Raw genomic sequence first — 26,575 nt, forward strand, 5'->3', positions numbered from 1 at the left:
TGAAACCGATTGTATTTGCAAATCAAAATTATTAGCCTGCCATAATTTGTCATTCTGACAGCAGATGTAATGTTTTGTTAACTCTGACTACAATTTCAGATGTCAGTAAAACCATTTGAAACTTTTAGCTCTTTTATTTTATGATTTTAGATTATATAAACTACAATGGAGGTTACTATGCAAGAAGCTATGAAAAAGTACTACGAAGAAATCAAAAACTTTAAACTCAATGTTCCAGAGAAATTTTCATTTCCTCTTGATGTCTTTGACAGATGGGGCGATAAAAAAGCTCTGGTATGGACAGACGGCAACGAGGTGAAAACTTTCAGCTTTAATGACTTAACCCAGCTTTCCAGTAAACTCGCAGGAGGCTTTAAAAAGCTTGGAATAAATAAAGGAGATAAAGTTTTAATACTTCTTCCCAATAAACCTGAATGGTGGGTAATTGTTCTTGCAGCTATGAGAATTAATGCTGTTGCAATTCCTGGAACAACGCTACTTACTGCAAAAGATATTGAATACAGACTCAGTGCGGCTCAGATTAAAGCTGTTATATCAGATAGTGAGAATGCACCAAAGATTGAAGAAGCTGTTAATAAATATGGGAAAGATGTAATTTTAATAAATACAGATAATCAACCAGGATGGCATAAATATGGAGAACTTTTAAGTAGTGATGCCTTTATTGGCGAAAGAACATTCTCCAGTGACCCGGCATTTATATTTTTCACCTCTGGCACAACGGGATTACCTAAAATGGTTCTTCATACTCAGGTAAGTTATCCTCTTGCCCATATAATAACAGGAAAGTTCTGGCTTGATTTAAAGCCCGGTGATATTCACTGGAACATCTCTGACACAGGCTGGGCAAAAGCAGCATGGTCAAGCTTTTTTGGACCGTGGAACATGGGAGCCACAGTTTTTAGCTATTACAGAAAGGGTAAGTTTTCACCATCACTGATTGTGGAAACATTAAAAAAATATGAGATAAACACTCTGTGCGGACCTCCTACTGCTTATAGAATGATTGTTAAGGAAATTCCTTTGAATGAATTGAAATTTAAGACAGTAAGGCACTTTGTTGCGGCTGGTGAGCCTTTAAATCCTGAAATAATTAATTTATGGAAAGAAGCAACAGGAGAGTATATTTACAACGGATACGGACAAACAGAAACAGTAAATACTCTTGCCATGCTAAGATTTATTCCCATGAAACCAGGAGCAACAGGACTTTCCACACCAGGTTTTGAAATGGATATAGTTGATGACGACGGTAAGCCTCTTCCTCCTGATACTGAGGGAAATATTGCAATTAAGATAAGTCCTCAAAGACCTGTTGGACTCTTTCAGGAATATATCGGTGACAAATTAGAAATGGCTGCTGCATTTAGAGGTGAATGGTACTATACAAGAGACCGTGGATATAAAGACAGAGATGGATATTTCTGGTTTGTGGGCAGAGAAGATGATGTTATTATAAGTGCAGGATACCGTATTGGTCCTTTTGAAGTTGAAAGCGCTCTTATTAAACATCCTGCTGTAAAAGAGGCTGCTGTTGTGGCAAGTCCTGATGAAGTTAGAGGAGAGGTAGTTAAAGCATTTATTGTTCTTACGCAGGATTATGAACCTTCTGAGAGCCTTGTTAAAGAAATCCAAGAGTTTGTAAAAAAGGAGACCGCACCATACAAATATCCGAGAAAAATAGAGTTTGTTGATGAACTCCCAAAAACAATAAGTGGTAAAATAAAAAGAAAGGAGCTCAAACTGAAAGAGTTTGGTAAGTTAAAATAAATTATGTCATACATAGCAATCATAGGAGCGGGAAGCTGGGGAACAACCCTTGCTTGTCTTCTCTCTAAAAAAGGATTTGATGTAATAATCTGGGCAAGAGAAAAAGAGATTGCCGATGCTGTTAATTATAAAAAAGAAAATCCTCTGTATTTACCTGAGATTAAGCTACCAGATAGCTTAACTGCCACTGATGATATATTTGAAGCGATAAAAAAAGCCCGATTTATTGTAAATGTTGTTCCAACTCAGCATATACGGTCTGTTTTTGCTCCTTTAAAAGGTAAATTAAACGATGAAAATATAATTGTAAGTGCCTCAAAGGGTATAGAAAAAGAAACTTTAAAAACACCTTCAATGATTCTTGAAGAAATTCTGAATAAAAACGTTTATGTACTTTCAGGTCCTTCCTTTGCAATTGAAGTTGCTCAAGAAAAACCCACAGCTGTAACAATCTCTGGTGAAGACAAAACACTGAGACTGCTTTTACAAGAAATCTTCAGCACTCCTTATTTTCGCGTATATGAACACGATGATCCTCTTGGAGCAGAAATCGGAGGAGCTGTAAAAAATGTTATCGCAATTGCTGCTGGTATATGTGATGCTCTTGAACTTGGCAATAATGCAAGAGCAGCGCTTATTACAAGGGGATTACACGAGATCATAAGGCTTGGTAAAAAAATGGGAGCAAAAGAAATAACCTTCTCAGGATTAAGCGGACTTGGAGACCTCTTCCTCACATGCACATCAAAGCTATCAAGAAACTTCACTGTTGGATACAGGCTTGGCAGAGGAGAATCATTGCAAGAGATTTCAAAAAGCATGCGAGGAGTTGCAGAGGGGGTTGAGACAAGCCTTTCCTTGATGCAGCTTTCAAAAAAACTTGATGTGGAGATGCCAATTACTTCTGAAGTATATCAGGTTATTTATGAAGGCAAATCACCCCAACAGGCAGCATGGGATCTGATGAATAGAACTTTAAAGCCAGAGTTTTATTGATTTAAATCAATTTTCATAATAACGGCATCTTCTTCAGGTAAAACATAGTATTTTTTTCTTACTCCCACCTTTTTAAATCCCATTTTTTCATAAAAACTGATTGCCTGTGTATTTGATATCCTTACTTCAAGAAAACAGGATTTTACAGAGTGTTTTATCTCATCCATAACATTCCTTATAAGTTCCGTTGCAATTCCTCGTCTTCTCAGTTCAGGTTTTACAGCAATTGAAAGCAGTTCTGCTTCATCCAGTATTTTTCGCAAAACTATATATCCTGCAATTTCTTCATTAAATTCAGCAACTTTAAGAATGGATTGAGGATTTAAAAGTTCGCTTATAAAGGATTTTAAAGACCACGGAAGAGAAAAACTCTGTTTTGAGATTTCAATGACTGCTGGAAAGTCTTCTTCTTTAAGCTTTCTTATTATTAATTTCATCCAAACTTTATTTCTGCTTCTGATTTCCTTAGATAAACAGGTTTCAAATCTCTTGCATGAATTGCTTCATTTATTCTCTGTGATGCTATAAAGGCTACAACTGCTGGATTCGGCACTGAATATATGAAGTTTAAAAATAGGGCATTGCTACCAAATTTTTCTATCAGCTTTTCTTTATACAGTTCTGCACCGCTTCCAACAAATAATGTTTCCTCTTTAATCCACTCAGCTAAAGCCTCTACATTCATTACTGAATCTTCTTTAATTCGTTGAATTTCGTTGTCATTCCATCGGAATAAAGCAGTAAAGACTTCTTTTTTTCTTGCATCAAGAACAGGGCATATTTGATATTTACAGCAAGGCACTCCCCATGCAATAACTTCAAGTGTGGACACAGGAATCACTTTTTTTTGAGTTACAAAGCTTAATCCTTTCAATGTACTTACTGCAACCCTCAGTCCTGTAAAAGAACCTGGTCCAACAGTCACAGAATAGTAATCAATTGTTTCAATGGGAATTTTCATAACTTCAAGAATATGGGCAATCTCTGGAAGAAGCTTCTCAGAATGGGCAGCCTTAAACTCCATAATTGACTGAGCAATGAGGTTACCATCCTCTATAACAGCCAAACCTGCATATTTCGTTGATGTATCAATTCCTAAAATGCGCATTTTTCAATCTTAATAATATATCTTTTACCATCTACCCAGGGAAGGTCAAACTCCTTTGTCTGTATCCTATCCTTGGGTAATTCTTTAATTTCATCTTCTACTTTCAAGGATTTACTTATTAAAAAATATCCATCGCTTTTCACTAAATGCTTACATCTCTGGACAAACTCTTTTATGCTCCACAGTGCTCTTGACATAACAATATCAAATTTTTCATTAACCTCCTCAGCCTTTGCATGATAAATTTCAATATTGGAAAGCTCAAGCTTTCTCTTTAAATTTTTCAAAAAAGCACACTTTTTCCATGAAGGCTCAATCAATGCTATTTTTAAATCAGCTCTCACAATAGCAATCGGCACACCTGGAAAACCTGCACCACTTCCCACATCTGCAATACTCAATGGTTTTTCAGGAATGAAATACAGATACAAAAGAGAGTCTAAAAAATGTTTCACCACTATTTCTCTCTCATCTTCAATAGAAGTGAGATTGTAAGCTTTGTTCCATTTTTTAAGCTCTGCAGTATAAAGCAAAAATTTATCAACTACTGCTTCCTCATTGAGATTTAAACATTGTTTTATAAAAGTTTTTGAATCTTCCATGAGATTATTTTTTGCTGCCTTTCTGCAGAGCTACCATAAGTATTGATATTGCTGCTGGAGTGACACCGGGGATTCTCATCGCCTGACCTATTGTTCTTGGTCTTACCTCATTTAGCTTTTGTATAACTTCTTTGGAGAGCCCTGGAAGATTGAAATCAAAATCTGGTGGAATAATTTTTTCTTCAAACTGTCTCATTCTTTCAACCTGTTCCATCTGTTTTGCAATGTAACCTTCGTATTTAATGTGAATTTCAACAAGTTCTTCAATCTCTTTTGCAATATTTTCCTGAGAAGGTGCAAATTTTTTAACAAATTCATAATTAATCTCTGGTCTTTTAAGAATTTTGTCAAGGGATGTGGCTTCTTCTATGGGAGTTGTTCCCGCATCAGTCAAAGCTTTATTTAGTTGCTCTGAAGGTTTTATAATTGTAGTTTTCAATCTTCTGATTTCCCTTTCAAGAGCTTCTTTTTTCTTTAAAAATCTTTCATAGGTTTCCTCATCAACCAGTCCTACACGAAAGCCATGGTCTCTTAATCTGAGATCAGCATTGTCATGCCTTAGAAGAAGTCTGAACTCTGCACGGGATGTAAACATTCTATAAGGCTCCTGTGTGCCCTTTGTGACGAGGTCGTCAATTAAAACTCCTATATATGCCTCGTCCCTGCCAAGAATAAGAGGTGGCTTTCCCTTTATCTTTAAGGCTGCATTTATACCTGCCATTAATCCCTGTGCAGCAGCCTCTTCATAGCCACTTGTTCCATTTATCTGTCCTGCAAGATAAAGTCCTTCAATTCCTTTAACTTCAAGTGTGTGATTTATCTGAGTTGGATAAACAAAGTCATACTCAATGGCATATCCAGGCCTCATAATTTCTGCATCTTCAAGCCCTGGAATTGTTCTTACAAAGGCAACCTGAACATCATAGGGCAAAGATGTAGGGATTCCATTGGCATAGTACTCTTTTCTGCTCAATCCTTCAGGCTCAAGAAATATCTGATGTCTTGGTTTTTCTCTAAATTTTACAACCTTATCCTCAATGGAAGGACAATAGCGGGGACCTATTCCCTTTATTTTTCCGCTGTAAAGGGGTGAGCGGTCAAGATTGTTAAGAATTATTTCATGGGTTTTTTCATTTGTATAGGTTATGTAACAGGGCACCTGTGGATTGGTAATTTCTTCTGTGGAATAGGAAAATGCTGGTGGAGGGAAATCTCCCCACTGCTCCTCAGTCTTTGAAAAATCTATTGTTTTAGCATCAATTCTTGGCGGAGTTCCAGTTTTAAGTCTTCCCATTTTAAGTCCCAGTTTCTTTATTGACTCTGAAAGCTTTTTGGATGAAAACTCTCCAGCTCTGCCTGCTTCAAAGGAGTCAAGTCCAATATGAATCAGTCCATTTAAAAATGTTCCCGGAGTTACGATTACAGCCTTTGCTCCGTAAAAAACACCAAGAGAAGTTATGATTCCCTTAACTCTGCCATTTTCAACAACAATCTCCTCAACCATTGCCTGCTTTATTGCAAGATTTTCAGTTGCCTCAAGAAGTTTTCTCATGTTCAAATTGTAAAGGATTCTATCAGCCTGTGCTCTAAGTGACCATACAGCCGGACCTTTTGAGCGATTAAGCATTCTAAATTGAATACCTGACATATCAGTTACCTTTGCCATTATGCCACCCAGAGCATCAATCTCCCTTACAAGATGACCCTTTGCAAGTCCACCAATGGCAGGATTACAGCTTAGTTGAGCTATTGTGTCAAGATATATTGTAAAAAGAGCTGTACTTAAGCCCATTCTTGCTGAGGCTACCGCTGCTTCACAGCCTGCATGTCCTGCTCCCACAACAATTATGTCAAAATCTTTTTCTTTATACATTTTTTTCTTCTATTTTCCTTACTTTTTTATTATAATAGATGTGATGAGTTTTCCTGTATTCAGACATACAATTTCAAGATTTAGAGAGCTTTTAAAGGAAGATGGACAAAAGGTTTCTCAGTTAATAAAATACGACCCTGTAATTGCATATCTTATATTTCAGGAAGTTAACAAGCCATGCGGAAAAGTAGAGATAACAAACTTCTCCCAGATGGTAAACTATCTTGGAACAAAAAAAATTGAAGAGATCATTATTCAGAGAGACCTCTTTCTTGAAAGTGAAGATTTATACATATGGGTATATGGGATCCTGAGCGCTGAAATTTCGGCTTTAATATCAGAAAAATTTTCTCATATTCATAGAGATGAAGCATTTTTTGCAGGGCTTTTACCATGTCTTGGATTACTTTTTATGATAAATGAGTTTCCCAGATACAGAAGCATAATTCATTTTCTTGTAAAGCTTCCATTGGAAGACAGGGTTTTTATTGAAACAAAAACCTTTGGAACAAATCACATTGAGACTCTTAAAAGAAATATAATATGTCCTCCCTTTAAAGAGGTTGTAAATATTTTAAATAAAATGTTTCCAGAAGACGGCACAAAGGATATAAAAACCGCTGTTCCTCCAAGAGGCTCTACACTGCAGAGTTGTTATGACTTAGCACTGCTTTCAGACCTCTCTGCCTATGGTGCACAGGCTTTGATGTTTCCTTCAGTTATTGACAATCGTGAATTGTTTCTTGAGCTTGCAAAAAGATACTTTCGCATAAAAGAGTCAGATTCTCTTGAAATTCTTCAGAGCGCTATGGATAGATTTATTTCAATTGCTCAGGAGTTTAATGTCATTGAAGAGATTCAATTCTCCACTGAAACAGTTTATGAACTTAAAAAATTCAAGTTTGAAACGAAAAATCCTGTTTTTGCAAACATGGTGAAAAATTTATTTGAAGAAAATGCTAAAGACAGAAACATATTCATTTACGGTGAAAGAGCGGTTGGTAAAAGACTCCTTGCAGCAGCCCTTTACACAGACGATAACAATCCCCGAAGAGAAAAACCTTTTGTAATGATTTTTTGCGACATTGAAGAAGAAACTCTGGAGGAAGAATTTTTTGGAATTAAAGAAGGATACCTTGGTAAAAAAGGTAAAAGAGGTGTATTAAAAAATGCAGAGGGAGGAACTCTTGTAATAAAAGAGTTTGACAGTATGCCAAGAAGTTTTCAGGATAAGCTTGAAAAAGCTATTAAAACAGGAAAGGTTTATAGGGTTGGAGATATAAATCCCTTTGATTTTCCAGATGTAAAATTTATTCTTGTCGGTAAAGATGACATAAGGATAAAAGCTGCACAGGGAGAGTTTTCAAGTTCTCTTATTAAGCTTCTTAATCCTTTTTTCTTAAAAATCCCTCCATTAAGAGAAAGAAGAGAGGATGTTTTTTATATAGCAGGAGAGATTGTAAAAAAATATAACCTCAATATTGAAGACAAACTCTCTCAGCCAGAGATTATAGAAAAGCTTAAAACTGAACCATTTCCGAACAATCTCAGGGATTTGAAAAGATTTCTATTTTTGCTTTATATTCAGAGACTTCTTAAATCTTAAATACTCAATTCCACCAACTAAGGAAGCAAAAACCTGAGAGAGAAACCATAAAAATGATACTGCCACAACCTGAGCCTCACCAAAGGATTTTCCAAAAAACAAAATAAAGCACCACTCTCTCACTCCAATACCTGATACCGATACTGGAAGCATGGAAATCAGTATAATAATTGGCAGAAAAATGCATACTTCAAAAAAAGACACTGAAATATCAAGCCCGAGAAAAATCACATAAACTGAGACGATCACAGTAAACTGAACGAGTAAAGAGTAAAGAGTCGCCTTTAAAATCTGTTTTTTATTGAAGCTTAAAACATAATCATGGAATTCTTTAAAAAATTTAATCTTTCCAAGCAATAAAAGAAAAAGGCTTGCTAAAATAAATAACAAAAAGCTTAAGGGCACGCTCCATATAAGCCTGTGCTTTGGAAGATTTGTATAAAACAGGCAGAAAAATACAAAGCCTATCAATAATAAAGCAAAAAGTCCTGTGTATCTCTCCATAAACACTGATGCTAAAGCCTTTTTAAGCCCCGTTTTTTCTTTGATCATGAAAATTTTTATTACATCTCCTCCAATTATTCCGGGCAGAAGATTATTAAAAAATGAGCCAATGAGATAAAGTGAGAATAGCTCTGAAACCTTTAAATCTTCCCGGGGAAGAAAAATTTTCCATCTCAGAGTGGATATGTATGAAGAAAGAATGTATAAAAAGGAGGCAGATAAAAAGATTAAAGGATTCATTAGAAAAAGAGAGTTTAAGACATGGTTAATCTCAATTTTTTTAAAAAGATAAAGAATCAATAAACAGGTTACTGTAAGACGAATGAAAAATTTTATGTGCTTTTTCAATCTCCAGGTCCCAGGATTTTTTTCAGAATGTAAATGGGTTTTTTCTGTGTTTCATGATAAACTCTTACAATCATCTCACCAAGAAGCCCCATACCGATAAAATTAAGACCTATCAAAACAGAAAAGAATCCACCCAGTAAAAGAGGTCTTCCACCAATGGAAATTCCATATAGAATTTTAAGTAAAACAAGATATCCCACAATGGCGGCACCGACAATCATGAATAAAACTCCAATTGGTCCAAAAAACTGAATTGGCTTTGTTGAAAAGCTATGTAAAAACTTTACAGTGACAAGGTCTAAAAGAACCTTGATTGTTCTTCCTATTCCGTATTTTGACTTTCCTCTGTATCTTGGATGATGTTGAACCTCAATCTCTTTTATCTTTACGCCATACCAGCTTGCAAGGGCTGGAATAAATCTGTGCAGCTCACCGTAAAGCTTGAGATTTTTAACAACTTCTCTGCGATAGGCTTTTAAAGAGCATCCGTAGTCATGAATTCTCACACCAGTAACTTTTCCAATGAGCCAGTTTGCCAATATGGAAGGAAGTCTTCTTGACAGGAATGGGTCTTTTCTTTTTTTTCTCCAGCCACTAACAAGATCAGCATCCTTTACGGCTTCAAGAAACTTTGGTATGTCTGCAGGATCATTCTGCAGATCCCCATCCATTGTTATAACCACATCTCCTCTTGCAAAATCAAAGCCTGCTGCAAAGGCTGCGGTCTGTCCAAAATTTCTTCTGAAGCTTAAGACAACCACATGGGAGTCCTTTTTTTGAATTTCTTCAAGAAGTTTCAGGGTACTGTCAGTACTACCATCGTCAATATAGATGATTTCGTAAGAAATTGGCAGCCTGCTCAAAGTTTCAGTTAGTTTTTTATGAAGTTCATTTATGTTTTCCTCTTCATTGTAAAGTGGTATAACCACTGATAAATCCATTTTTGCCTCCTTCAGTAGCTCTCTGGTAAGTTTATTTCCATACCTTTAAAGTTGTAACATCTAAAAATTGTATAATCTCTAATTTTAACTCTTTTTTTGTAAACAGTAAAATGCTCTGAATCACAGTGTTCAAAAGCAGAAGAAACATCAGGCTCTGGCGTGTTTCTCATTCCATAAACAACATAAACTCCATGAACTGTGCCATTAATTTCCAGGGTTTTTGACTGCCACAGGTCATACTGATTCATTCTTCTTCCAAGATTTATGCAGTAAACAAAGGGATTGCCTTTTGTATAAAAGGCAAGTTCGCTTGAAATCTGATATCTGTCAGAGAAAATCACTACTTTCCCTGTCTTTTCCAGTTCTTCTCTCATCTCTGATACTTTTATTCCCAGTTCTCGCCATCCTTTAAGCCTTGCTGAAGGATCAATTTTCTCTGGAAGATTTAGATATGGTAGAGCATGGCTAAAAATTGTAAAAACAACTGCTATCAGAATCGCAGATAAAACAAGTTTTTTATAAAGCCTGCGAGCAAAAGCAAAGGCAATAACAATTAAAAAAGGAAGATATGCTGGCATTGCCCAGTTTGCCTGAACCTTTCCCTGAATGCTTTTAAGTAAAAAGAAAACCAAAACAGGCATTGAAAAAGACGTAAGAAACCATCGGGTATCAGGCTTAAGACTTAAGGTTGAAGGTTTAAGGAGGAAATAAAATCCCAATGCAAAAATCAAGGGAGTTACAACAATCAACTGGCTACCGATAAATTCAGCGAAATATTTCAAGGAAATCTTTAATCCATCATAAAGATGTGCCTGCCCTGCTGTGTGTTTAATTGTAACCCAGTCATGCTGGGCATTCCAGATTATTACAGGAGAAAATACAAGCAGAGAAATTATCACACATACATAAAGCCATGGATTTTTTAAAATCTCTCTGCCATTTAGAGACAAAATCAAAGTAAAACTCCTAATGAAGTTAATGGACGGGTGAAGAGTTTTTTTCTTTATGAGAGATCCCTCGGGGCATTGACCCCCTCGGGATGACATAGTAAAAAACATAGGGTGCTCTGAAACCGCATTTTTTCTTTTCCCTAACAAATAAGTAATCATACAAAAATAGAAAAAAGCCATTGTGTACTTTGTAAGAAGTCCAAGCCCTATGAAAAATCCTAAAACAAGCCAGTAACCTCTTTTTTCTATTGTAAGGATAAAAAGATACATTGAAACAATCCAGAACAAAATAAAGGGGCTGTCAATTGTAAAAAGAATCCCGAATGTTGAAAAAAGAGGAATTAGCTGAAACAAAACTCCGCTTATGTATCCAGTTTTTTCATCAAAAAGCTTTTTGCCAATTTTATAAACAAAAAAACTGCTTAAAAAGGAGCATAAAACTGCAAAAATTCTAACTCCAAAAGGATTATCACCGAAAAGCCATGTGGAAAAAGCAATCAAATAGGCAATCACAGGACCCTTTGAGTAATAGCTTAAATCAAGTCTTCTTGACCATTCCCAGTAGTGTGCTTCATCAGGTGAGAGGTCTAATGGTCCGTGAAGAATAAAATAAACTCTGAAAAGGCTAAGAATAATAAGAAAAAAATAAAAAAATCTCTTAAGATTATTCACTGATAAAGTGGCATTAAAAACTCCATAACCAATAATTAAACCAAGTAAAGCACCACCAAGCACATCAGTAAGCCAGTGAACACCAAGATAAAGCCTTGACAGACATATAAACAAAGCCACTGAAATGATGTAGATTGAAATTAGCTTAGATTTCCATAGTTTTCTCCCGAAAAGAATTAACACAGTTGCCACTGCTAAAGAATTTGTTGCATGATTTGATGGAAAACTGTAAGAAGCTGTGCATCCAACAACTCCTCTGAAATACTCTGTATGGCAGGGACGCACTCTCTGAACGAGATTTTTTATCTCAAGAGAAAACCAGTCAGAGATAAATACGACCAGTGTGATGGCTGTAATTAAATATAAAATTTCTATGTAGTTCTTTGCTTTGAAGTATCTGTATATCATCAAAAGAAATACTGGCAACCACAGTATCCAGCCTATTTGAGTAAAAAAGAGCATAATGCTGTCTAAGAAACTGTTTGAGAGAGTTTTATGAAAAAACAAAAATATTTCTTTTTCCATCTTCAGTTTAAAATTATAACATGTTATAATTTCATTATGCCCGTGTTCGTAAAAGATAGTGATAAATGTGTTGGATGCTTGATCTGCATGTTTACCTGTGCTCAGGCACATCAAGCTGCAGGGCTTGAATCCTCCTGCATAAAGGTGCGTTCTCAGGGTGGAATATCAAGGGGATTTTCAGTCTGGGTTTGTCGTGGATGTGAAGATCCTCCCTGTGCCCGTGCCTGTCCTGAAGATGCATTGATTGTAAGAAAAGGTGGAGGTGTTTTGCTTAAAGAAGAAAGATGCACAGGATGTGGATACTGTGTAAAAGCCTGTATACTTGATGCAATAGGATGGAACAATGAAAAAAACAAACCCGTCATATGCATCCAATGTGGAGAGTGTGCTAAAAGTTGTCCATATAAAGTTATGGAGTTTGTAAGAAAATGATTAAAGGAGACAGTTTAAAAAGAGTCTTATACATTGACCTTACAAAGAAAAGATTCTGGATTGAGGAAAGAGATGAACTTTTCTCAAAATACATCGGTGGTGCAGGAGTTGCAATAAAACTTCTTGAGGAAAACTGTCCCAATGATCTTGAACCATTTTCTCCTGATAATCCAATTATTTTTGCAGTTGGACCTTTAAACGGACTTTTCCCAATAGCATCTAAAACTGTTGCTATGTTTAAATCACCTCACACGGGAAATCTTGGAGAATCCCATGCAGGAGGAAGAAGCGCAATTGCCATCAGAATGGCAGGATATGGAGCAATTGTGATAAAAGGAAAAAGTGAAAGACCAGTGTTTGTTGCAATTCATGGCGATAAGGTTTTTTTCAGAGATGCTACAACACTCTGGGGATTAGAAGAATCAGCAGGAAGAATAATCAGAAACCGTGAAGGTGGTGCTGGACTAAGAACAATAATGAGAATTGGACCTGCAGGCGAACGTCTCATAAGTTTTGCCTGTGTAACTCTTGAAACTTACAGACACTTTGGAAGACTGGGGCTTGGAGCAGTATTTGGAAGTAAAAATCTTAAAGCCGTGCTTATTTCAGGGAAAAAAGACCTCTCAGTTACTGATTTTAAAGAATACAGAAACCTTTATTCTGAACTTTTACATCAACTTTCCGAATCAGAAAAAATGAAAAAGTATCATGAACTTGGTACACCGACAAATGTTTTACCTTTAAGCTTTTCAAAGGGAATTCCTGTAAAAAATCTGCTGGAAAATGAATTAAAAGGCATTGAAAACATCTCCGGTGAAAAATTTGCTCAGAAACATCTTGGAAGACGTGTTGCCTGCGCTCACTGCCCAGTTGCGTGTATTCATCTTGCAGCATTAAGAAAAGCCTATGAAGATGAGCCTTATTTTTATAGAACTGTTTATCTTTCCTATGACTATGAGCTCATATACGCTCTTGGTTCAATGTTAGGAATTACAGAGTCTGAAGATGTTTTAAAACTAATAGAAGTTGTTGAAGACATGGGACTTGATGCCATATCAACAGGTGTGGTTCTTGCTTGGATTACAGAGGCTTTTAAAAAAGGAGTTATAAATCAAAAGCAGACTGAAGGAATTATTCCAGAATGGGGTAAAGTTGACAGCTTTATTGAACTGGTAAGAAAAATCGTTTATAGTGAAACAGAATTTTACAAAGATGTTGCCAGAGGAATTGACTATGCCTCTTCAAAATACGGTGGAAAAGATTTTGCCTTAACATATGGTAAAAACGAAATGCCGGGTTACCATACAGGAGCTGGAGCTCATCTTGGATACCTCTTTGGAGCAAGACACAGTCATCTTGATTCTGCTGGATATGCCATTGACAGAGAAGCAATGACAAAGAAGTTATCTCCAGAACAACTGGCTGAGAAAATACTCAATGAAGAACAGTGGAGACAGATTCTTTCAAGCCTTGTAATATGCTTTTTTGGAAGAGAGATTTATACTCCTGAGATTGTAATTAAATGTCTAAAACTTGCTGGATTTAATTTAACTGAAGAAGAGCTTTTAAAAACAGGCAGAGAAATCTATGCAAACAAATATCGCTTTAAAATTAAAGCCGGTTTTGATATTGAAAATTTAACTCTGCCAAAAAGAGTTTTTGAGACACCTTCAAGCTTAGGATTGATTAATAAAGATTTTGTGTATAAAGCAATTGCGTTACTAAAAGAAAATATCAAAAGTTTGTTATAATTTTTCATGAAAGAAAAAATCAAATACTTTATCCTTTCGTTAATTATGCTCTCACTTTGCAGCTCTGCTTATGCAAAAGATATTATTGTTCTTACAGTAAATGGAGTTATAAATCCACCTCATGCAGAATATACGATAAAGGGAATTAAAATGGCTCATGAAACCAATGCTGAGGCAGTTATAATCCAGCTTGACACCCCTGGAGGTCTTGACACATCCATGAGAAGCATAGTTAAAGAAATGCTTAACTCTCAAATTCCTATTATTGTCTATGTTTCACCAAAAGGAGCCCGAGCAGCAAGTGCAGGTGCATTTATAACACTCGCTGCCCATATTGCTGCAATGGCTCCGGGAACAAACATAGGAGCAGCTCATCCTGTTGCAGTTGGTGAAAAAATGGATAAGACTATGGCTGAAAAGGTTACAAATGATGCTGTTGCCTACATTAAATCAATTGCCAAACAAAGAGGAAGAAACACTGAATGGGCTCAGGAAGCTGTAAGAAAAAGCATTTCATCTACTGAAACAGAGGCATTAAAACTTAAAGTAATTGATTTAATTGCTGATGATCTTGACAGCCTTATAAGAGATATACACGGAATGAGGGTAAAAACAGTTCGTGGAGAGTTTGTTTTAAATACAAAATCAGCAAAAATAAATAAAATTGAGATGAACTTCAGAGAAAGGCTTCTTAACTTCATAACTGACCCAAACATTGCTTATATTCTTTTAATGATAGGTATATATGGCATTATATTTGAACTCAGCAACCCGGGAAGCATTTTACCAGGTGTAATTGGTGCGATTTCTTTAATTCTTGCTTTTTACAGTCTTCAAACCCTTCCCATAAACTATGCGGCAGCAGGTTTAATACTTCTTGGTGTAATACTTTTTATACTTGAACTCAAAATTACCTCTCACGGGCTACTAACACTTGGCGGAGTAATATGTTTTATACTTGGTTCAATAATGCTTTTTGATACAGCAAATCCTTTATTCAAGCTTTCTCTTTCAGTAATTATACCTGTAACATTGGTAACGGCATTGTTTTTTGGTGTGCTTCTAAGGCTTGCATATAAAGCTCACAAAAGAAAGCCTGTTACAGGAGTTGAAGAGCTTATTGGACTTAAGGGTATTGCCAAAACTGATATTGACAGCCATGGAGGAATGGTTATGGTTCATGGAGAACTCTGGCAGGCTCGGTCTCGTGTGGAAATAAAAAAGGATGAAGAAGTCATAGTTGAAGAAGTTCAGGGACTTACTTTAATAGTGAGGAAAGCCTCTTGAAAGCTCTTGTTACTGGCGGAACAGGTTTTATAGGAAGTCATCTTGTAGAGGCTCTTTTAAGAGAAAATTACGAGGTTTACTGCATAGTTAGAGATCCGTCAAGGCTTCGTTTTCTCAAAGGGCTTGATGTAAAGATTATTAAGGCTGATCTTTCGGATAAAGAAAGCTTAAAAAAGATTGAATGGAATTTTGACTATGTCTTTAATCTTTCAGGAATAACAAAGGCAAGCCATCCAGAAGAATTTTTTCAGTCAAACTACATTGGCACGAAAAATTTAGTGGAAGTAGTGGCTGAGAGAAACTCAGCTATCAAAAGATTTATTCATGTAAGCAGTCTTGCAGCCGCAGGACCGTGTGTGGATGGAACTCCTGTAACAGAAGATACACCACCATCTCCAGTATCTGAATATGGAAGAAGTAAGCTTCTTGGAGAGCAAGTTGTTAAATTTTTCAAAGATAAAATACCCATTACAATAATAAGACCTCCCGCGGTGTATGGTCCAAGAGACAGTGATTTTCTTACATTTTTTAAAATGATCAAGACAGGGTTTGTTTTATATCTAACAGAAGGTAAATATTCAATGATATATGTGGATGACCTCGTAAGAGGTATAATTACTGCATCAAAAATGGAGAAAGCAACTGGACAGACCTTTTTCATTGCAGATGCTCAACCATACAATACTCATGAAATAGTTGAAGCTATATCAAAGGCTATAGGTAAAAGACCTGTTAAGATAAAAATTCCTCAGTCAATAGGCATGTTTTTCATAAGAGTCTTTCAAAAATTTGACAAAAAAAGTATAATAAATAGCGATAAACTTAAAGAGTTTATCCAGCCATGCTGGGTTTGCTCTACAAAAAAAGCCGAGTCCTTACTCGGCTTCAAAACAAAAACTAAGTTAAAGGAAGGGATGGAATGGACAGCAAAGTGGTACAGAATGAATCAATGGATATAAGAAAAACTGATCCTTTTGAAAAGTGCTTTAAATTTAAAGAACAATTAATGAAAATTCATTCAATGGGTATTTATCCTTACTTTAGAGTAATTGAGTCTGCTCAGGGACCTGAAGTAATAATGAATGGAAGAAAAATGATCATGATTGGCTCAAACAACTATCTTGGACTTACAAATCATCCAAAAGTAAAAGAAGCTGCAATTAATGCAATTAAAAAATATGGAACAGGCTGTGCTGGTTCAAGATTTTTGAATGGAACTCTTGACATTCATATAGAGCTTGAAGAAAAACTGGCAAGATTTACAAGAAAAGAAGCTGCTTTGGTCTTTACAACAGGTTTTCAGGTAAATCTTGGAGTAATTTCCTCGTTAATTGGAAAGGACGAAGTAGTAATAATTGATAAAATGGATCATGCAAGCATTGTTGACGGATGTCGTCTTTCTTTTGGCGAAGTTAAAAGATATAAGCACAACGATATTGAAGACCTTGAAAGAGTTCTTAAAGAAACTGAAGGCAGACCAAAACTTGTTGTTGTTGATGGAGTCTTCAGTATGGAGGGTGATATAGTCAAGCTTCCTGAAGTTGTAGCTTTATGCAAAAAATATGGAGCAAGAATTATGGTTGACGATGCTCACGGAATAGGAGTGCTTGGTCAGACTGGTCGTGGAACCGCTGAACACTTTGGACTTGAAAAAGATGTTGACCTTATTATGGGAACATATAGTAAGTCTCTTGCATCAATTGGAGGATTTATTGCAGGAGAGAGAGATGTTATAAACTATATCAAACATTTTGCGAGAGCATTCATCTTTAGTGCAAGTCCTCCACCTGCTTCAGTGGCTGCAGTTTCAGCAGCAATTGATATAATTGAGTCTGAACCAGAGAGAAGACAGCAGCTCTGGAAAAACACAAACAAGATGCTAAAAGGATTCAAAGAACTCGGTTTTGACATCGGAGTAGCAGAAACACCGATAATCCCTGTAATTGTCGGTGATGATGAGCTTGCCTTTAAGTTCGTGATGATGCTTCAGCAAGAGGGAATATTTGCTAATGTGGCAGTATCTCCTGCTGTTCCACCAGGAAAAGCACTTATAAGAACAAGCTATATGGCAACTCACACAGATGAACATCTTGACAGAGTCCTTGAGGCATTCAAAAAAGTAGGTAAAGCTTTAGGCGTGATTTAATTGCAGGAGACAACTTTAGTTGCAAATGCAAAGCATTTTCACTATGCTAAGCCGAGATTAGCTAATGCTCTGTATTTCTGTGAGGTTTTGCCAAATCAGTCAGTCTTTTAGGCACTCAAAACATAATAACTGGTATCAATTTTACTTACTTTGAAAAACTATCTTGCATAAACTGCTTCTATGCGAGAGCGTGTTTTCTCCCCAGTTGCCTCTGGTCCTTCAGCTTCGGAGATTATGGTATAAATAAATCCTTTGTATCCTCCAGCTAATTTTGAATATGCTACTGCAGTTATTTCATATCCTGGAAGAGCTTTGTATGCACTAAGACACACGGTGATTTTATTTGTAAAAAGTTTATCACTTCCATAAAGCTTAAAATTAATCTCAATTGGCTGTGGCGTGCACTCTCCTACAGCAAAATCATTAAATGAACCAGACTGTATCATTATCACAGCTTGATGAACTCCTCCTGCTGCAGCATCTCTTACTGATGCGTAGGTTTTTATTGTTTGAGATGAGCCAAGAAGCTTTGTAAGGGCAAAGTAAAGCCCTGCAACTGCCAGCAATGCAAAAACTGCGATCAGAATTGCGGAAAAAAGAGCAATTCCTTTATTGTTTATTGATAGTTTCTTAATGGAATATCCTGTTCTACAACTTTCCATCTATACCACCTCCCTGTATTGTTCCACCATGTATTGTCTATGGTTGGACCTCCTCCACAATCTGAACTGAACTGTGGTTGAGTTGATGGAGTATCCTGAGCTGAACCAACCTGAAGAATAAGACAGATACGAAATAACTTAAGATTATGGTTCTGAATGTCCGAATTAGAAAGAGAGTCCTGATAAGTTATAGAGCCTCCGCTCTGAATGCCTGCTCTGACTTTAAAGCCATTGGGAAAAACACAGGAGATAACTGGTTGATTTGCCTGATAACCACTGTATCTTGATGTTCCGATTGTTTTAACTAAATTATATGTCCCTCGGGCACACTCTTTTGGTAAATTTTCTTGATTAAGAGCATAGGTAACCATAAAAGATTGAGGATAAGTATAATCGTTCTCTGTTGTAGCGTAAAAAGCAATTCCACTCATATTGTTTAGATCATTGCATAGATAACCAGTATTTGCCGGGCATAAGCTTTTTTTAGTTACAGGATCAAGAACAGTGTACCAAGCACTGGGAAACTGACAGTCCTGTCCCATAAAATTCTTACTTTGTATTGTAAGATTTCCACTATTTAATACTGCCCAGCATCCTGACCATCTTTCTTCTCTTGAAGCCAGGGAAGGAAACTGTAAACTGCCTGAGGATATTGTTGTCTCAGAACAGAGATTGTCTATATCTACACCGAATCCGGCAGAGTCAACATCCTTTAAAAGCTGATTTATAAGGACTGAGACATCCTGCTCCTGCTTTGCTACGAGATGCCTCGTTACATTTTCTTTTGCAATAAAGCGATAAGCACTTAGTATGCCACCTGCCAGAATTCCCATTATGGCAATGACTATGAGAATTTCAACAACTGAGTAGCCTCTTTTCATCTCTTCTCCTTGATTACCAGAGTTGTCATTCTTTTAAGTTCATTTGTAAAAGGCTCAAAATACCAAATCATCACTGATGCTGCTTTACCTGTTTCTCTTCCATAATCATCAACTATTTTTGCCACATTTACCCCTGTATATATTCTTCTGCCAGAAAATCCTTCATAGGTGCAAACTGGAAGACTGGCAGGACAACTGTCCCCTCTGCAACTACACTGTGACTGAGGAGTATTTACTGATGGATAAAGCCTTAAATTAGAGGAGAGATTGCCTATAGGATTTGATAGAGTTGGAGAACCAATTTCATAAAATTCCGTGTGAGTTTCAAAAAAACTGCACGAATTAGAGCTACATGTAACATTGTTCCAGGCTGAATTGTTGGCATAAAGTATTGACCGAACTCCACTTCCATCACTTGTATATGGAAGGTTTTCAATATAAGCTGTAAACTGTCTTGCTATCTCAGTTGCCCTGTCTTTCATCTTTGCTCTTGTTGTAAATTTATTGTATTCAAGGATTCCCTTCAGAAGTCCAATCATAACAACAAGCACAATAAGCATTCCGATTAAAAGTTCAATAAGTGTGAATCCTTTGCTATTGAATTTGAATTCTTCCATATTTATTTATGTTTATTATTTTTTGATTATTGTTAGTATTTTTTAAAGTAACACCGCTTGCTCCAATTCCGCAATTACTATCTCTTGGATAACCTTTTCTGTCAAAAACAAATATTGTTATACTGGAATTTGTTATTCCATTCATAAAATTTACCACACTGATTATCTTATCTTGAGCAGTGAAGCTACAGTTTCCATCAATGTCTTTAAACAGAGTGTAGTTGTCTAAATTTATCACCATTCCATGAGGCTCTTTGGAGATTGACTGAGACTTTATCCAGCCTATATCATCTGCAAGCTGATTTGCCTGTCTCATAAGCTCTCTGTCAGCTTTGTATTTTGTATACTGAGAATAACCAATATACATGAGAAATGAAACAATGGCAATAATAATTAAAAGCTCAAAAAGACTGAATCCTGCTACTTTTCTATCCATGAGACAAACCTGCTTTCATATCCTGGAGAGACCTGCTGTTGTAATTTTAAAACAATACCTGTTGATACCTGCACAAACTTTGTATATTCTCTTGAACTCGTTCCCTGAGTAATCTGGAACGGATTCCCAAAAGGAGGAGCGCCGCTTCCAATAGGAATCTTAGCATAAACAGTTACAGTTCCCTGAGTTCCACTGGTTGCAAGAGTTGAAAGCACTGCGGGTCGTGGATTGGGAGTGCCTGTTTTATAGTATAGCGCCATCAGTTCAGTATTTCCTCCATAAGCGCAAATATCCTGTGGAGGAGCAAAAACAAGCACATCAACATTTCCACCAAAAACAGCAGGCTGAGATATCACCGCCTCTCCAGTAAGTTGATAATACCAGCCATGTTCAGGTTCAACTCCTGTAGTCACAGGCGTTGTATCATAAACAACATCAACCTGGCTACATCCAGAAGAATCACAGGAGCAAATTTTTTTTACCTCTGTTACTGTTGCGTAAACTTGGCTGCTGGTTGTATTTGTCGTTCCTGAACTACCCAAACTATAACTGCAGCCGCTCACCATGCATTCATCCTTAAATCCAATAAAGTAGTTTGTATATGAAACTGTTTTATCAGAGTCTCCAAGATATCTTCCTGTTCCAAAGAATACCCATAGCCTGCCAAATTCGTCAACAGTAAAGTTTGGTGCAGCAAATACTGGTCTTGAAACTGAAACAGCTTTCTTAATGTCACTGTCTGACAGCGAAGATACAGATTTGCCTTTTATATAAATCCTGTAAAAATCTCCAGAGTTTGTTGTATATGTTCCAAAGTAAAGCACATCGTCATAATAATCAAAATCAAAATCAACTGGCATAATATCACCAACTGCTGCTGTTACTGTCTGATTTCCTTCTTTTACTGTTAAAGTGTTGGTCAAGTATCCATCAGCAAGTCTGAAAAAGTATATTTTTGCAGTGGAAAAGCTCGTTCCTTTAGGATCCTTTGGACCAGAGCCAACTACCACATACCAATCATCTGCTTTCAACACAGCCGGGAAGGAAAGAGTAAGGGTTTGATCCGGAAGACTCTTTTCCCATAAAAGAGAAGGATTTACTGGATCTGTTATATCAAGAACGAAAATACTTGAAGAGAAACTGCCAAGGGCTTTGCCTCCAAATCCCATTGCTCCAATAAGAAGAGTTTTCCATTGTCCTGATATTTTTGCATCCACAACAATGGTTCTGTAATCAACTGTTGGAACATGGCAGTAATCAGAGTTTCCATACCAGATTAAATAAGGAACAGCATTTCTTGGAATAAATGCCCATTCTTCTCTTCCTATTTTATCAGTGCCTGTATCAACTGGCGAATTCTGAAGCTTTGATGGGTGCTCAGGGTCTATCTGATTTACCACTGTTCCAACTCTAAATGCATGAAGCATTCCATCATTTGCTCCAACAAATGCAATCGTTGCCCGATTTTTATAGCTATCGCTTCTGATAAATGCAGCGTATGTGGAATCACCATATTTTATGTGATAGATGTTTACTGGCTGATCAGACACCACAGAAGGGGTTGAATTTATGATATCTCCAAGTTTCCATGTTTGACTTCTACCAGAACCACAGAAAGTATTTATATTTAGCTCTCTTGTCCTTTGAACATAGCTTAATGAACCGCATGTTGAATCACCTGATAAATTCTCACCTCTTAAGTATCTGATAATACAGCTTGCTTTTGTTTGATCAATTGTTGAGTCAACTGTCTGCCAGATACCAGCAAGATATGATGCCTCAGAAGTGGTGAAATTTGTAAGAGTTCCGTCTTTGTTGTATTTTATCGTTCTGTCTGATGCAGAGTTTTGGGCAAGCCAGCAGCCACTGTCAAAAACTGCTTTAACCTGATTTAAATCTTTAATAGATTCAAGCTGACAGGCATTGCTTCCACTGTCAGTATCTCCAGCTAAAACTGCTATTTTTGTCTCATCATCTGTTCTTATAAACTGAATAATCTTATCCCAAGCATTCTGTGCCATGTCAAGAATTTTATTCATTACAGTATCTTCTCTCAAATTCTGTTTTAGGTCAACCCAGAAACTACGCAAAAATCCAAGCCAGCCAAGCTCCACCCCATCCTCTCTCTGATACTTTGGATAAAAATATGGTTGAATAACAAGGCTTGATATACCGGTTCTTGAGGCAAGCGTGGCAACAGTAGAACCAGAGGATGCACGGCGGAGAATGTCAAATATGGCAGTCTTCACTGCTTCTTTTATTTCAGTTGCATCAGAGGCAGAATAAAAAGTATCAGGCTTTCCATCACCATCCTTATCCCAATCAGACGAAGACGGAGGCAGGTTTGCACAGGCACTGCCTTTTCCGCAATTGTATCCTGAACAGCAATCATCAACAGGACCGCAGGTAGCAGTTGGATAACCACTGAGGTTATCAGGCCATGTTTTAATTCTATCAAAGGAGCCATACATGGCAACCTGTTTGAGTGATTTTTCTCCTGTTCCTCCAAGCCACAGTCCTATTCCGTAAACTGCTTCAACATAAGAAGAGATTCCTGTTGGTAAATTGGTAAAGCCCTTTTTATGAAGCCAGTATGCAGGAACAACAGGATCTGCAGAATTTACTTCATATCCTGTATTAATGCTACATGTTCCTTGAACAGGATATCCACCTTGATTCCACTGCCCATCAGTAAGGAGAATTATGAAGTTTTTTGCACATGGAATAAGCTTGAGTTCGCTACCTTCGCAGACTCCGTTGTTATTTTCGTCAAAACATTGATACATTGGATTACGCCACTTATCTCCTGCACCCTGCTGAGGAGTAAAGCCTCCATATTTGGGAGGATTCTGAGCAAAGTAGTTATATGCATCCCATAAAGCAGGTGCTGTAGGAGTTGCACCTGAAGGGTCTTCATAGTTTATTGCAGTAATTAAATTTTTATATGGATTAACACCGTCAAAATTAGCACTTGAAGTAAAGTCACCAACATATACCTTATTACTTCTTACTCCTGTGCCACTGAAAAACATGGCTCCAAGTCTTGGCTGTAAAGTTAAATTTCTGAACTGAAAAGTTAAACTATCATATATTCTTGCCCATGGAACTTTTACCTTTATTCCTGATTCTGATTCAAGAACACATCCATAGCTGTCACAGCTGAGATTGGTAGCAGGCTGTCCGTAAAGTTCAGGATCACATCTTTTTGGATCATTAGATGTACAAGAATCAAGTTTCCCTCCTGTAATTGCCCACCTTAAAAGGTCAATTCTTCTCATATACAGGAAATTAAGACACGCACCTTTATATTTTTTAGATGTATCAATGCCTCTAGAGTATTTCGGGCATGCTGTTTCCGTTCCTGTTGTTTCTACCCATACATAGTCATTACCTACATTTGGAATGGATATATATCTTCTTTCATAAATTTTATCTGGCTCAAAATAGCCCTCCTCTGTGCCTTTATATGTCCACCCACAACCTGATGAATTATCACAGCAGCTTTGTTTTGAAGACGTTGGATTATAAGCACACCATGACATAGAACCGCTAACATCTATCACAAGTAAAACATTAGGAGAAAACATCTGTCCTATTGATGGAGGAACATAACAGTAATCTGCCATATCAACTGACTCTACAGAAGGATTATCCTTAATTAAGAGAGATATAAAAAATATGAAGATAAAGAATAACAACTTTTTCATAAATTTATCACTTTAAAAGAGATGTCCTTATCTTATGCATTTTAAATTTATCACAGTGGTCTGAATCAATTCCAAAATCTATAACTCTGTTGATAAGTAATTCCTTTGGAAGCCCTTTTTCAGTTAAAAATTCCCTCAGTCCCTTACAGGAAGAGCTCAAAACTTCTATTTTTATCTTGCCTGTATCAGGTTCGTATTGGATGACTTTTCCTGTAAGAAAAAGTTCATCAACAGAAGTGGCAATAACTGGAATTAGAATTATTGAGAAAACTATTAAAATAGCAATAAAAGAGCATCTCACTTTTAACCTCCGCTTTTTCTTAACTATATTATAGCAGGTGAATGAATAAAAATCGTGAAAGTTATGTGAGACATATAAATTTGACATTTTTAACCGAATACTGGGAAAATTTAATTATGAAAAAGTCAGACATAAAACTTACAAAAGAGGAGATAAAACAGATTATTCTCACTGAGCTTCCAGGACTTTTGAAAAGAGATAGAAAAATGAGAGAAACAATATATCATATCTTGCAGGAGCGATTTGCAGACAAAAAGCAGACAGAGGATCGCTTTGAAAAGATTTTAAGAGAAATACAGCTTCAGAGAGAAGAAAGCGAAAGAAAATGGTCTGAATGGAACAGAAAGTGGGAGGAAACTCAGGCTGAATGGAACAAAAAATGGGAGGAAAACGAAAGAAGATGGGAAGAAAGTGAAAGAAGATGGGAAGAAAATCAAAGAAGATGGGAAGAAAATCAAAAGAAATGGGAAGAAAATCAGAAAGTTATTAATTCAATACTTGAAGAAATAAAGCTTCTTCACAGAAAGCATGATACAACCATTGGTGCTCTTGGAGCAAGATGGGGACTCAGGACTGAGGCATCTTTCAGAGAAGCTATAAAAGGAATACTTGAAGAGAGTTTTCCAGTTAAAGTTATAAAGTACTCTCAGAAGGACAATGAAGGTTCAGTTTTTGGAAGACCTGATCAGGTAAAGCTTGACCTTATAATAAGAGATGGTGAAGTAATTGCTGGTGAAATTAAATCTTCAATCAGTAAAGGCGATGTGGCTACTTTTTTAAGAAAAATAAATTTCTATGAAAAAAGTGAGGGCAAGAAAGTACACAGGAAAATTATAATCTCACCCATGATAGAAAGCAGTGCAAAAGAATTCGCTGAATCTTATGGTATAGAAGTTTATGGTTATCCTGAAGAGGTGGATTTTAAAGAATTGCAGAGTTCTAATTAAAATAATTCATCCGAAAATATCTTTCATGGAAATTTTGAATCCCTTTATAATCTCTGACTCCACCACATCGTTTTCATAATAGGTGCGTCTGAGCTCATACTGTCCCGGTTCTCTTAAAATGTAAACTTCAATCATTTGATCATCAGGGGCTACAATCCAGTATTCCTTTACTCCATGTTTTGCATAGAGTTTCTTTTTCTGAACTGAATCCCTGTATATGGATGCCTCTGAAACTATCTCAATTACAAGGTCTGGTGCGCCCTGAATGTTTTTTTCTCCTATTATGTAAGCTCTTTCTTTTGATATAAAAAGTATATCAGGCTGGACAACATTTTCATCATCAAGATATACATCACAGGGTGCATCAAAAACCTCTCCAAGAGAATTTTCAGTAACATATTTTTCAAGCATAAATTCAATTTTCCTTGAAATTCTTTGATGTTTAATATTTGGTGATGGTGTCATGATTAGCTTTCCTTCAATGAGTTCATATCTTACCTCATCGGGAAGTTTAAGATAGTCCTGATATGTGTATTTTTTCTTTTCTAAGACTGCCTCAGCCATAGTTTAATCTAAATTGAAACAGCTTTCTTTGTCAATTAAAAATCAATACCGCTATAAAGTGTTCACCCTTTGCCCTGTATTTCAGTTGAAGTTTATTGCTTTTGCAGAGATATTCTGCGATCTGCAAGCCCAATCCAGAGCCTTTGACAATCTCTTTGAAATCGTTTTTTATTGCAACGGCATTCCTGAAAATTTTTATATGAATCTTGCTATGGGCATATCTGAAGGCATTGTCAAGTAATAGAAAGATTATGGTTTCCACTACTTCTGAATTTTTATAAAGGTAAACTTCTCTCTCACTAAAAAGGAGTTTTTTGTCAGTGGCAAATTTTGAATTTACATTTTTAATTAATTCTGTCAGATTAATTTTTTGCCTTGATCTGGAAGTTTTTGGCAGTTGTTTGATTGTCTCCATTGTTTTTTTCAATTCAGCACCAATAATATTACAGCTTGTTTGTATCCTTTCAAGAACTCTGCTTTCTGGTTTCAATCTCAATATTTCAATGTTTGTATTTAGAGTTGAGAGAAAATTACCGATTTTGTGTGACAGAACAAAAAAGAGAAATCTCAGAAAATCTTCTTCTTCCTGTTCTTTCTTGCTTATTATATTCAGAATTTTATAGAACAGATAGCTTAAAACCAGAATAAGTAAAACTTCCCATATCAATATGGTCTTAGAAAATCTCTGAAATCTATCATTGATATAACTTTCTTCAAAAAACAGTTCGTTTTCATACGCTTTTATGTAATAAGGAAGCTGATAGTTTTTATTTTGTTTTAAGATTTCCTTGTATAAAGAGAGAATTTCTTCTTCATATTTATGTTGCTGTTCTTTGAAAAAATTGATTGTTATGAAGTTTATAACAGAAAAAATAAGCACCACTGCTATGGCAAAAGTGAGAAATATTTTTAGTTGAAAATTCAATAC

General features: G+C 36.3%; 24 protein-coding genes. 9 read left to right on the forward strand and 15 right to left on the reverse strand.

Annotated elements, in window-relative coordinates:
* The first annotated feature begins 177 nt into the window (after positions 1 to 177).
* Entirely contained in the window at positions 178 to 1,791 is a 1,614-nt protein-coding gene (locus V4D30_RS00265; protein WP_353684253.1) for an acyl--CoA ligase, read from the forward strand.
* The gene (locus V4D30_RS00270; protein ID WP_353685144.1) at positions 1,792 to 2,787 is read left to right on the forward strand and encodes an NAD(P)H-dependent glycerol-3-phosphate dehydrogenase; all 996 of its coding nucleotides are present in this window, start codon (positions 1,792 to 1,794) and stop codon (positions 2,785 to 2,787) included.
* On the opposite strand, the gene rimI is transcribed toward V4D30_RS00270, so the two are convergent.
* From rimI to mnmG, 4 genes are read right to left on the reverse strand one after another with little or no spacing between them, the layout of a single operon-like run.
* Complete coding sequence (gene rimI / locus V4D30_RS00275; protein ID WP_353684254.1) at positions 2,781 to 3,224, reverse strand: ribosomal protein S18-alanine N-acetyltransferase; 444 nt, start codon at positions 3,222 to 3,224, stop codon at positions 2,781 to 2,783. The two genes, V4D30_RS00270 and rimI, sit on opposite strands and share 7 nt — an antisense overlap.
* Positions 3,221 to 3,895, reverse strand: a complete 675-nt coding sequence (gene tsaB / locus V4D30_RS00280; RefSeq protein ID WP_353684255.1) for a tRNA (adenosine(37)-N6)-threonylcarbamoyltransferase complex dimerization subunit type 1 TsaB — start codon at positions 3,893 to 3,895, stop codon at positions 3,221 to 3,223. The genes rimI and tsaB overlap by 4 nt, the downstream gene beginning before the upstream one ends.
* Positions 3,883 to 4,497 carry a 16S rRNA (guanine(527)-N(7))-methyltransferase RsmG gene (gene rsmG, locus V4D30_RS00285; RefSeq protein WP_353684256.1) on the reverse strand — a complete coding sequence of 205 codons (615 nt, stop codon included), beginning with the start codon at positions 4,495 to 4,497 and terminating at the stop codon, positions 3,883 to 3,885. Before rsmG ends, tsaB begins: the two co-directional genes overlap by 13 nt.
* A 4-nt stretch (positions 4,498 to 4,501) precedes the next feature.
* Positions 4,502 to 6,370, reverse strand: a complete 1,869-nt coding sequence (gene mnmG / locus V4D30_RS00290) for a tRNA uridine-5-carboxymethylaminomethyl(34) synthesis enzyme MnmG (protein ID WP_353684257.1) — start codon at positions 6,368 to 6,370, stop codon at positions 4,502 to 4,504.
* Positions 6,371 to 6,413: 43 nt separating this feature from the next.
* Between mnmG and V4D30_RS00295 the strand changes: the two genes are divergently transcribed.
* Positions 6,414 to 7,976 carry a sigma 54-interacting transcriptional regulator gene (locus V4D30_RS00295; protein WP_353684258.1) on the forward strand — a complete coding sequence of 521 codons (1,563 nt, stop codon included), beginning with the start codon at positions 6,414 to 6,416 and terminating at the stop codon, positions 7,974 to 7,976.
* Here the strand turns inward: V4D30_RS00295 and V4D30_RS00300 are convergent.
* From V4D30_RS00300 to V4D30_RS00310, 3 genes are read right to left on the reverse strand one after another with little or no spacing between them, the layout of a single operon-like run.
* Positions 7,938 to 8,828, reverse strand: coding sequence for a lysylphosphatidylglycerol synthase transmembrane domain-containing protein (locus V4D30_RS00300; protein WP_353684259.1), 891 nt, complete (start codon positions 8,826 to 8,828; stop codon positions 7,938 to 7,940). The genes V4D30_RS00295 and V4D30_RS00300 overlap by 39 nt on opposite strands.
* A complete protein-coding gene (locus V4D30_RS00305; RefSeq protein WP_353684260.1) occupies positions 8,825 to 9,769 on the reverse strand; it encodes a glycosyltransferase family 2 protein in 945 nt (314 codons plus the stop codon). Before V4D30_RS00305 ends, V4D30_RS00300 begins: the two co-directional genes overlap by 4 nt.
* Positions 9,770 to 9,780: 11 nt before the next feature.
* The gene (locus V4D30_RS00310; protein ID WP_353684261.1) at positions 9,781 to 11,817 is read right to left on the reverse strand and encodes a glycosyltransferase family 39 protein; all 2,037 of its coding nucleotides are present in this window, start codon (positions 11,815 to 11,817) and stop codon (positions 9,781 to 9,783) included.
* Positions 11,818 to 11,886: 69 nt separating this feature from the next.
* Here V4D30_RS00310 and V4D30_RS00315 point away from each other — a divergent pair, with 69 nt between their 5' ends.
* The 5 genes from V4D30_RS00315 to V4D30_RS00335 are packed head-to-tail and all read left to right on the forward strand — an operon-like array spanning position 11,887 to position 17,532.
* On the forward strand, positions 11,887 to 12,348 hold the full coding sequence (locus tag V4D30_RS00315) for a 4Fe-4S binding protein (protein WP_353684262.1): 462 nt from the start codon (positions 11,887 to 11,889) through the stop codon (positions 12,346 to 12,348).
* Positions 12,345 to 14,099 carry an aldehyde ferredoxin oxidoreductase family protein gene (locus V4D30_RS00320; RefSeq protein ID WP_353684263.1) on the forward strand — a complete coding sequence of 585 codons (1,755 nt, stop codon included), beginning with the start codon at positions 12,345 to 12,347 and terminating at the stop codon, positions 14,097 to 14,099. The genes V4D30_RS00315 and V4D30_RS00320 overlap by 4 nt, the downstream gene beginning before the upstream one ends.
* A 6-nt stretch (positions 14,100 to 14,105) precedes the next feature.
* Positions 14,106 to 15,386, forward strand: a complete 1,281-nt coding sequence (locus V4D30_RS00325) for a nodulation protein NfeD (protein WP_353684264.1) — start codon at positions 14,106 to 14,108, stop codon at positions 15,384 to 15,386.
* On the forward strand, positions 15,383 to 16,345 hold the full coding sequence (locus V4D30_RS00330; RefSeq protein ID WP_353684265.1) for an NAD(P)-dependent oxidoreductase: 963 nt from the start codon (positions 15,383 to 15,385) through the stop codon (positions 16,343 to 16,345). The genes V4D30_RS00325 and V4D30_RS00330 overlap by 4 nt, the downstream gene beginning before the upstream one ends.
* Positions 16,346 to 16,392: 47 nt before the next feature.
* Positions 16,393 to 17,532 (forward strand): pyridoxal phosphate-dependent aminotransferase family protein, encoded by a 1,140-nt coding sequence (locus V4D30_RS00335; RefSeq protein WP_353685145.1) that lies wholly within the window; start codon positions 16,393 to 16,395, stop codon positions 17,530 to 17,532.
* Between the two features lie 158 nt (positions 17,533 to 17,690).
* Here V4D30_RS00335 and V4D30_RS00340 read toward each other — a convergent pair whose 3' ends face one another.
* The 6 genes from V4D30_RS00340 to V4D30_RS00365 are packed head-to-tail and all read right to left on the reverse strand — an operon-like array spanning position 17,691 to position 24,136.
* The gene (locus V4D30_RS00340) at positions 17,691 to 18,194 is read right to left on the reverse strand and encodes a hypothetical protein (protein ID WP_353684266.1); all 504 of its coding nucleotides are present in this window, start codon (positions 18,192 to 18,194) and stop codon (positions 17,691 to 17,693) included.
* Positions 18,149 to 19,075: a type II secretion system protein gene (locus V4D30_RS00345; RefSeq protein WP_353684267.1), complete on the reverse strand. Its 927-nt coding sequence runs from the start codon at positions 19,073 to 19,075 to the stop codon at positions 18,149 to 18,151. The genes V4D30_RS00340 and V4D30_RS00345 overlap by 46 nt, the downstream gene beginning before the upstream one ends.
* Positions 19,072 to 19,692 (reverse strand): prepilin-type N-terminal cleavage/methylation domain-containing protein, encoded by a 621-nt coding sequence (locus tag V4D30_RS00350; protein WP_353684268.1) that lies wholly within the window; start codon positions 19,690 to 19,692, stop codon positions 19,072 to 19,074. Before V4D30_RS00350 ends, V4D30_RS00345 begins: the two co-directional genes overlap by 4 nt.
* Positions 19,670 to 20,128: a prepilin-type N-terminal cleavage/methylation domain-containing protein gene (locus V4D30_RS00355; protein ID WP_353684269.1), complete on the reverse strand. Its 459-nt coding sequence runs from the start codon at positions 20,126 to 20,128 to the stop codon at positions 19,670 to 19,672. The genes V4D30_RS00350 and V4D30_RS00355 overlap by 23 nt, the downstream gene beginning before the upstream one ends.
* Positions 20,113 to 23,835, reverse strand: a complete 3,723-nt coding sequence (locus tag V4D30_RS00360) for a PilC/PilY family type IV pilus protein (RefSeq protein ID WP_353684270.1) — start codon at positions 23,833 to 23,835, stop codon at positions 20,113 to 20,115. The genes V4D30_RS00355 and V4D30_RS00360 overlap by 16 nt, the downstream gene beginning before the upstream one ends.
* Positions 23,836 to 23,842: 7 nt before the next feature.
* Positions 23,843 to 24,136 (reverse strand): hypothetical protein, encoded by a 294-nt coding sequence (locus V4D30_RS00365; protein ID WP_353684271.1) that lies wholly within the window; start codon positions 24,134 to 24,136, stop codon positions 23,843 to 23,845.
* Between the two features lie 116 nt (positions 24,137 to 24,252).
* Between V4D30_RS00365 and V4D30_RS00370 the strand changes: the two genes are divergently transcribed.
* Complete coding sequence (locus V4D30_RS00370) at positions 24,253 to 25,083, forward strand: DUF3782 domain-containing protein (RefSeq protein ID WP_353684272.1); 831 nt, start codon at positions 24,253 to 24,255, stop codon at positions 25,081 to 25,083.
* Positions 25,084 to 25,089: 6 nt separating this feature from the next.
* On the opposite strand, the gene V4D30_RS00375 is transcribed toward V4D30_RS00370, so the two are convergent.
* Both V4D30_RS00375 and V4D30_RS00380 read right to left on the reverse strand, forming a co-directional pair.
* Positions 25,090 to 25,647, reverse strand: coding sequence for a Uma2 family endonuclease (locus tag V4D30_RS00375; protein WP_353684273.1), 558 nt, complete (start codon positions 25,645 to 25,647; stop codon positions 25,090 to 25,092).
* 31 nt (positions 25,648 to 25,678) lie between these two features.
* The gene (locus V4D30_RS00380) at positions 25,679 to 26,572 is read right to left on the reverse strand and encodes a hypothetical protein (protein WP_353684274.1); all 894 of its coding nucleotides are present in this window, start codon (positions 26,570 to 26,572) and stop codon (positions 25,679 to 25,681) included.
* Positions 26,573 to 26,575: the final 3 nt, after the last annotated feature.

Source organism: Thermodesulfovibrio sp. 3907-1M, assembly GCF_040450955.1.
GTDB lineage: Bacteria > Nitrospirota > Thermodesulfovibrionia > Thermodesulfovibrionales > Thermodesulfovibrionaceae > Thermodesulfovibrio > Thermodesulfovibrio autotrophicus.

Coding starts and splice junctions, on each gene's coding strand:
- V4D30_RS00370 (WP_353684272.1), top strand. CDS start 24,253: ATGAAAAAGTCAGACATAAAACTTACAAAAGAGGAGATAAAACAGATT.
- rimI (WP_353684254.1), bottom strand. CDS start 3,224: ATGAAATTAATAATAAGAAAGCTTAAAGAAGAAGACTTTCCAGCAGTC.
- V4D30_RS00315 (WP_353684262.1), top strand. CDS start 11,887: ATGAAAAAACAAAAATATTTCTTTTTCCATCTTCAGTTTAAAATTATA.
- V4D30_RS00325 (WP_353684264.1), top strand. CDS start 14,106: ATGAAAGAAAAAATCAAATACTTTATCCTTTCGTTAATTATGCTCTCA.
- V4D30_RS00345 (WP_353684267.1), bottom strand. CDS start 19,075: ATGAAAAGAGGCTACTCAGTTGTTGAAATTCTCATAGTCATTGCCATA.
- V4D30_RS00360 (WP_353684270.1), bottom strand. CDS start 23,835: ATGAAAAAGTTGTTATTCTTTATCTTCATATTTTTTATATCTCTCTTA.
- V4D30_RS00295 (WP_353684258.1), top strand. CDS start 6,414: ATGAGTTTTCCTGTATTCAGACATACAATTTCAAGATTTAGAGAGCTT.
- V4D30_RS00375 (WP_353684273.1), bottom strand. CDS start 25,647: ATGGCTGAGGCAGTCTTAGAAAAGAAAAAATACACATATCAGGACTAT.
- V4D30_RS00340 (WP_353684266.1), bottom strand. CDS start 18,194: ATGGAAAGTTGTAGAACAGGATATTCCATTAAGAAACTATCAATAAAC.
- mnmG (WP_353684257.1), bottom strand. CDS start 6,370: ATGTATAAAGAAAAAGATTTTGACATAATTGTTGTGGGAGCAGGACAT.
- tsaB (WP_353684255.1), bottom strand. CDS start 3,895: ATGCGCATTTTAGGAATTGATACATCAACGAAATATGCAGGTTTGGCT.
- V4D30_RS00350 (WP_353684268.1), bottom strand. CDS start 19,692: ATGGAAGAATTCAAATTCAATAGCAAAGGATTCACACTTATTGAACTT.
- V4D30_RS00305 (WP_353684260.1), bottom strand. CDS start 9,769: ATGGATTTATCAGTGGTTATACCACTTTACAATGAAGAGGAAAACATA.
- V4D30_RS00335 (WP_353685145.1), top strand. CDS start 16,393: ATGAAAATTCATTCAATGGGTATTTATCCTTACTTTAGAGTAATTGAG.
- V4D30_RS00355 (WP_353684269.1), bottom strand. CDS start 20,128: ATGGATAGAAAAGTAGCAGGATTCAGTCTTTTTGAGCTTTTAATTATT.
- rsmG (WP_353684256.1), bottom strand. CDS start 4,497: ATGGAAGATTCAAAAACTTTTATAAAACAATGTTTAAATCTCAATGAG.
- V4D30_RS00320 (WP_353684263.1), top strand. CDS start 12,345: ATGATTAAAGGAGACAGTTTAAAAAGAGTCTTATACATTGACCTTACA.
- V4D30_RS00265 (WP_353684253.1), top strand. CDS start 178: ATGCAAGAAGCTATGAAAAAGTACTACGAAGAAATCAAAAACTTTAAA.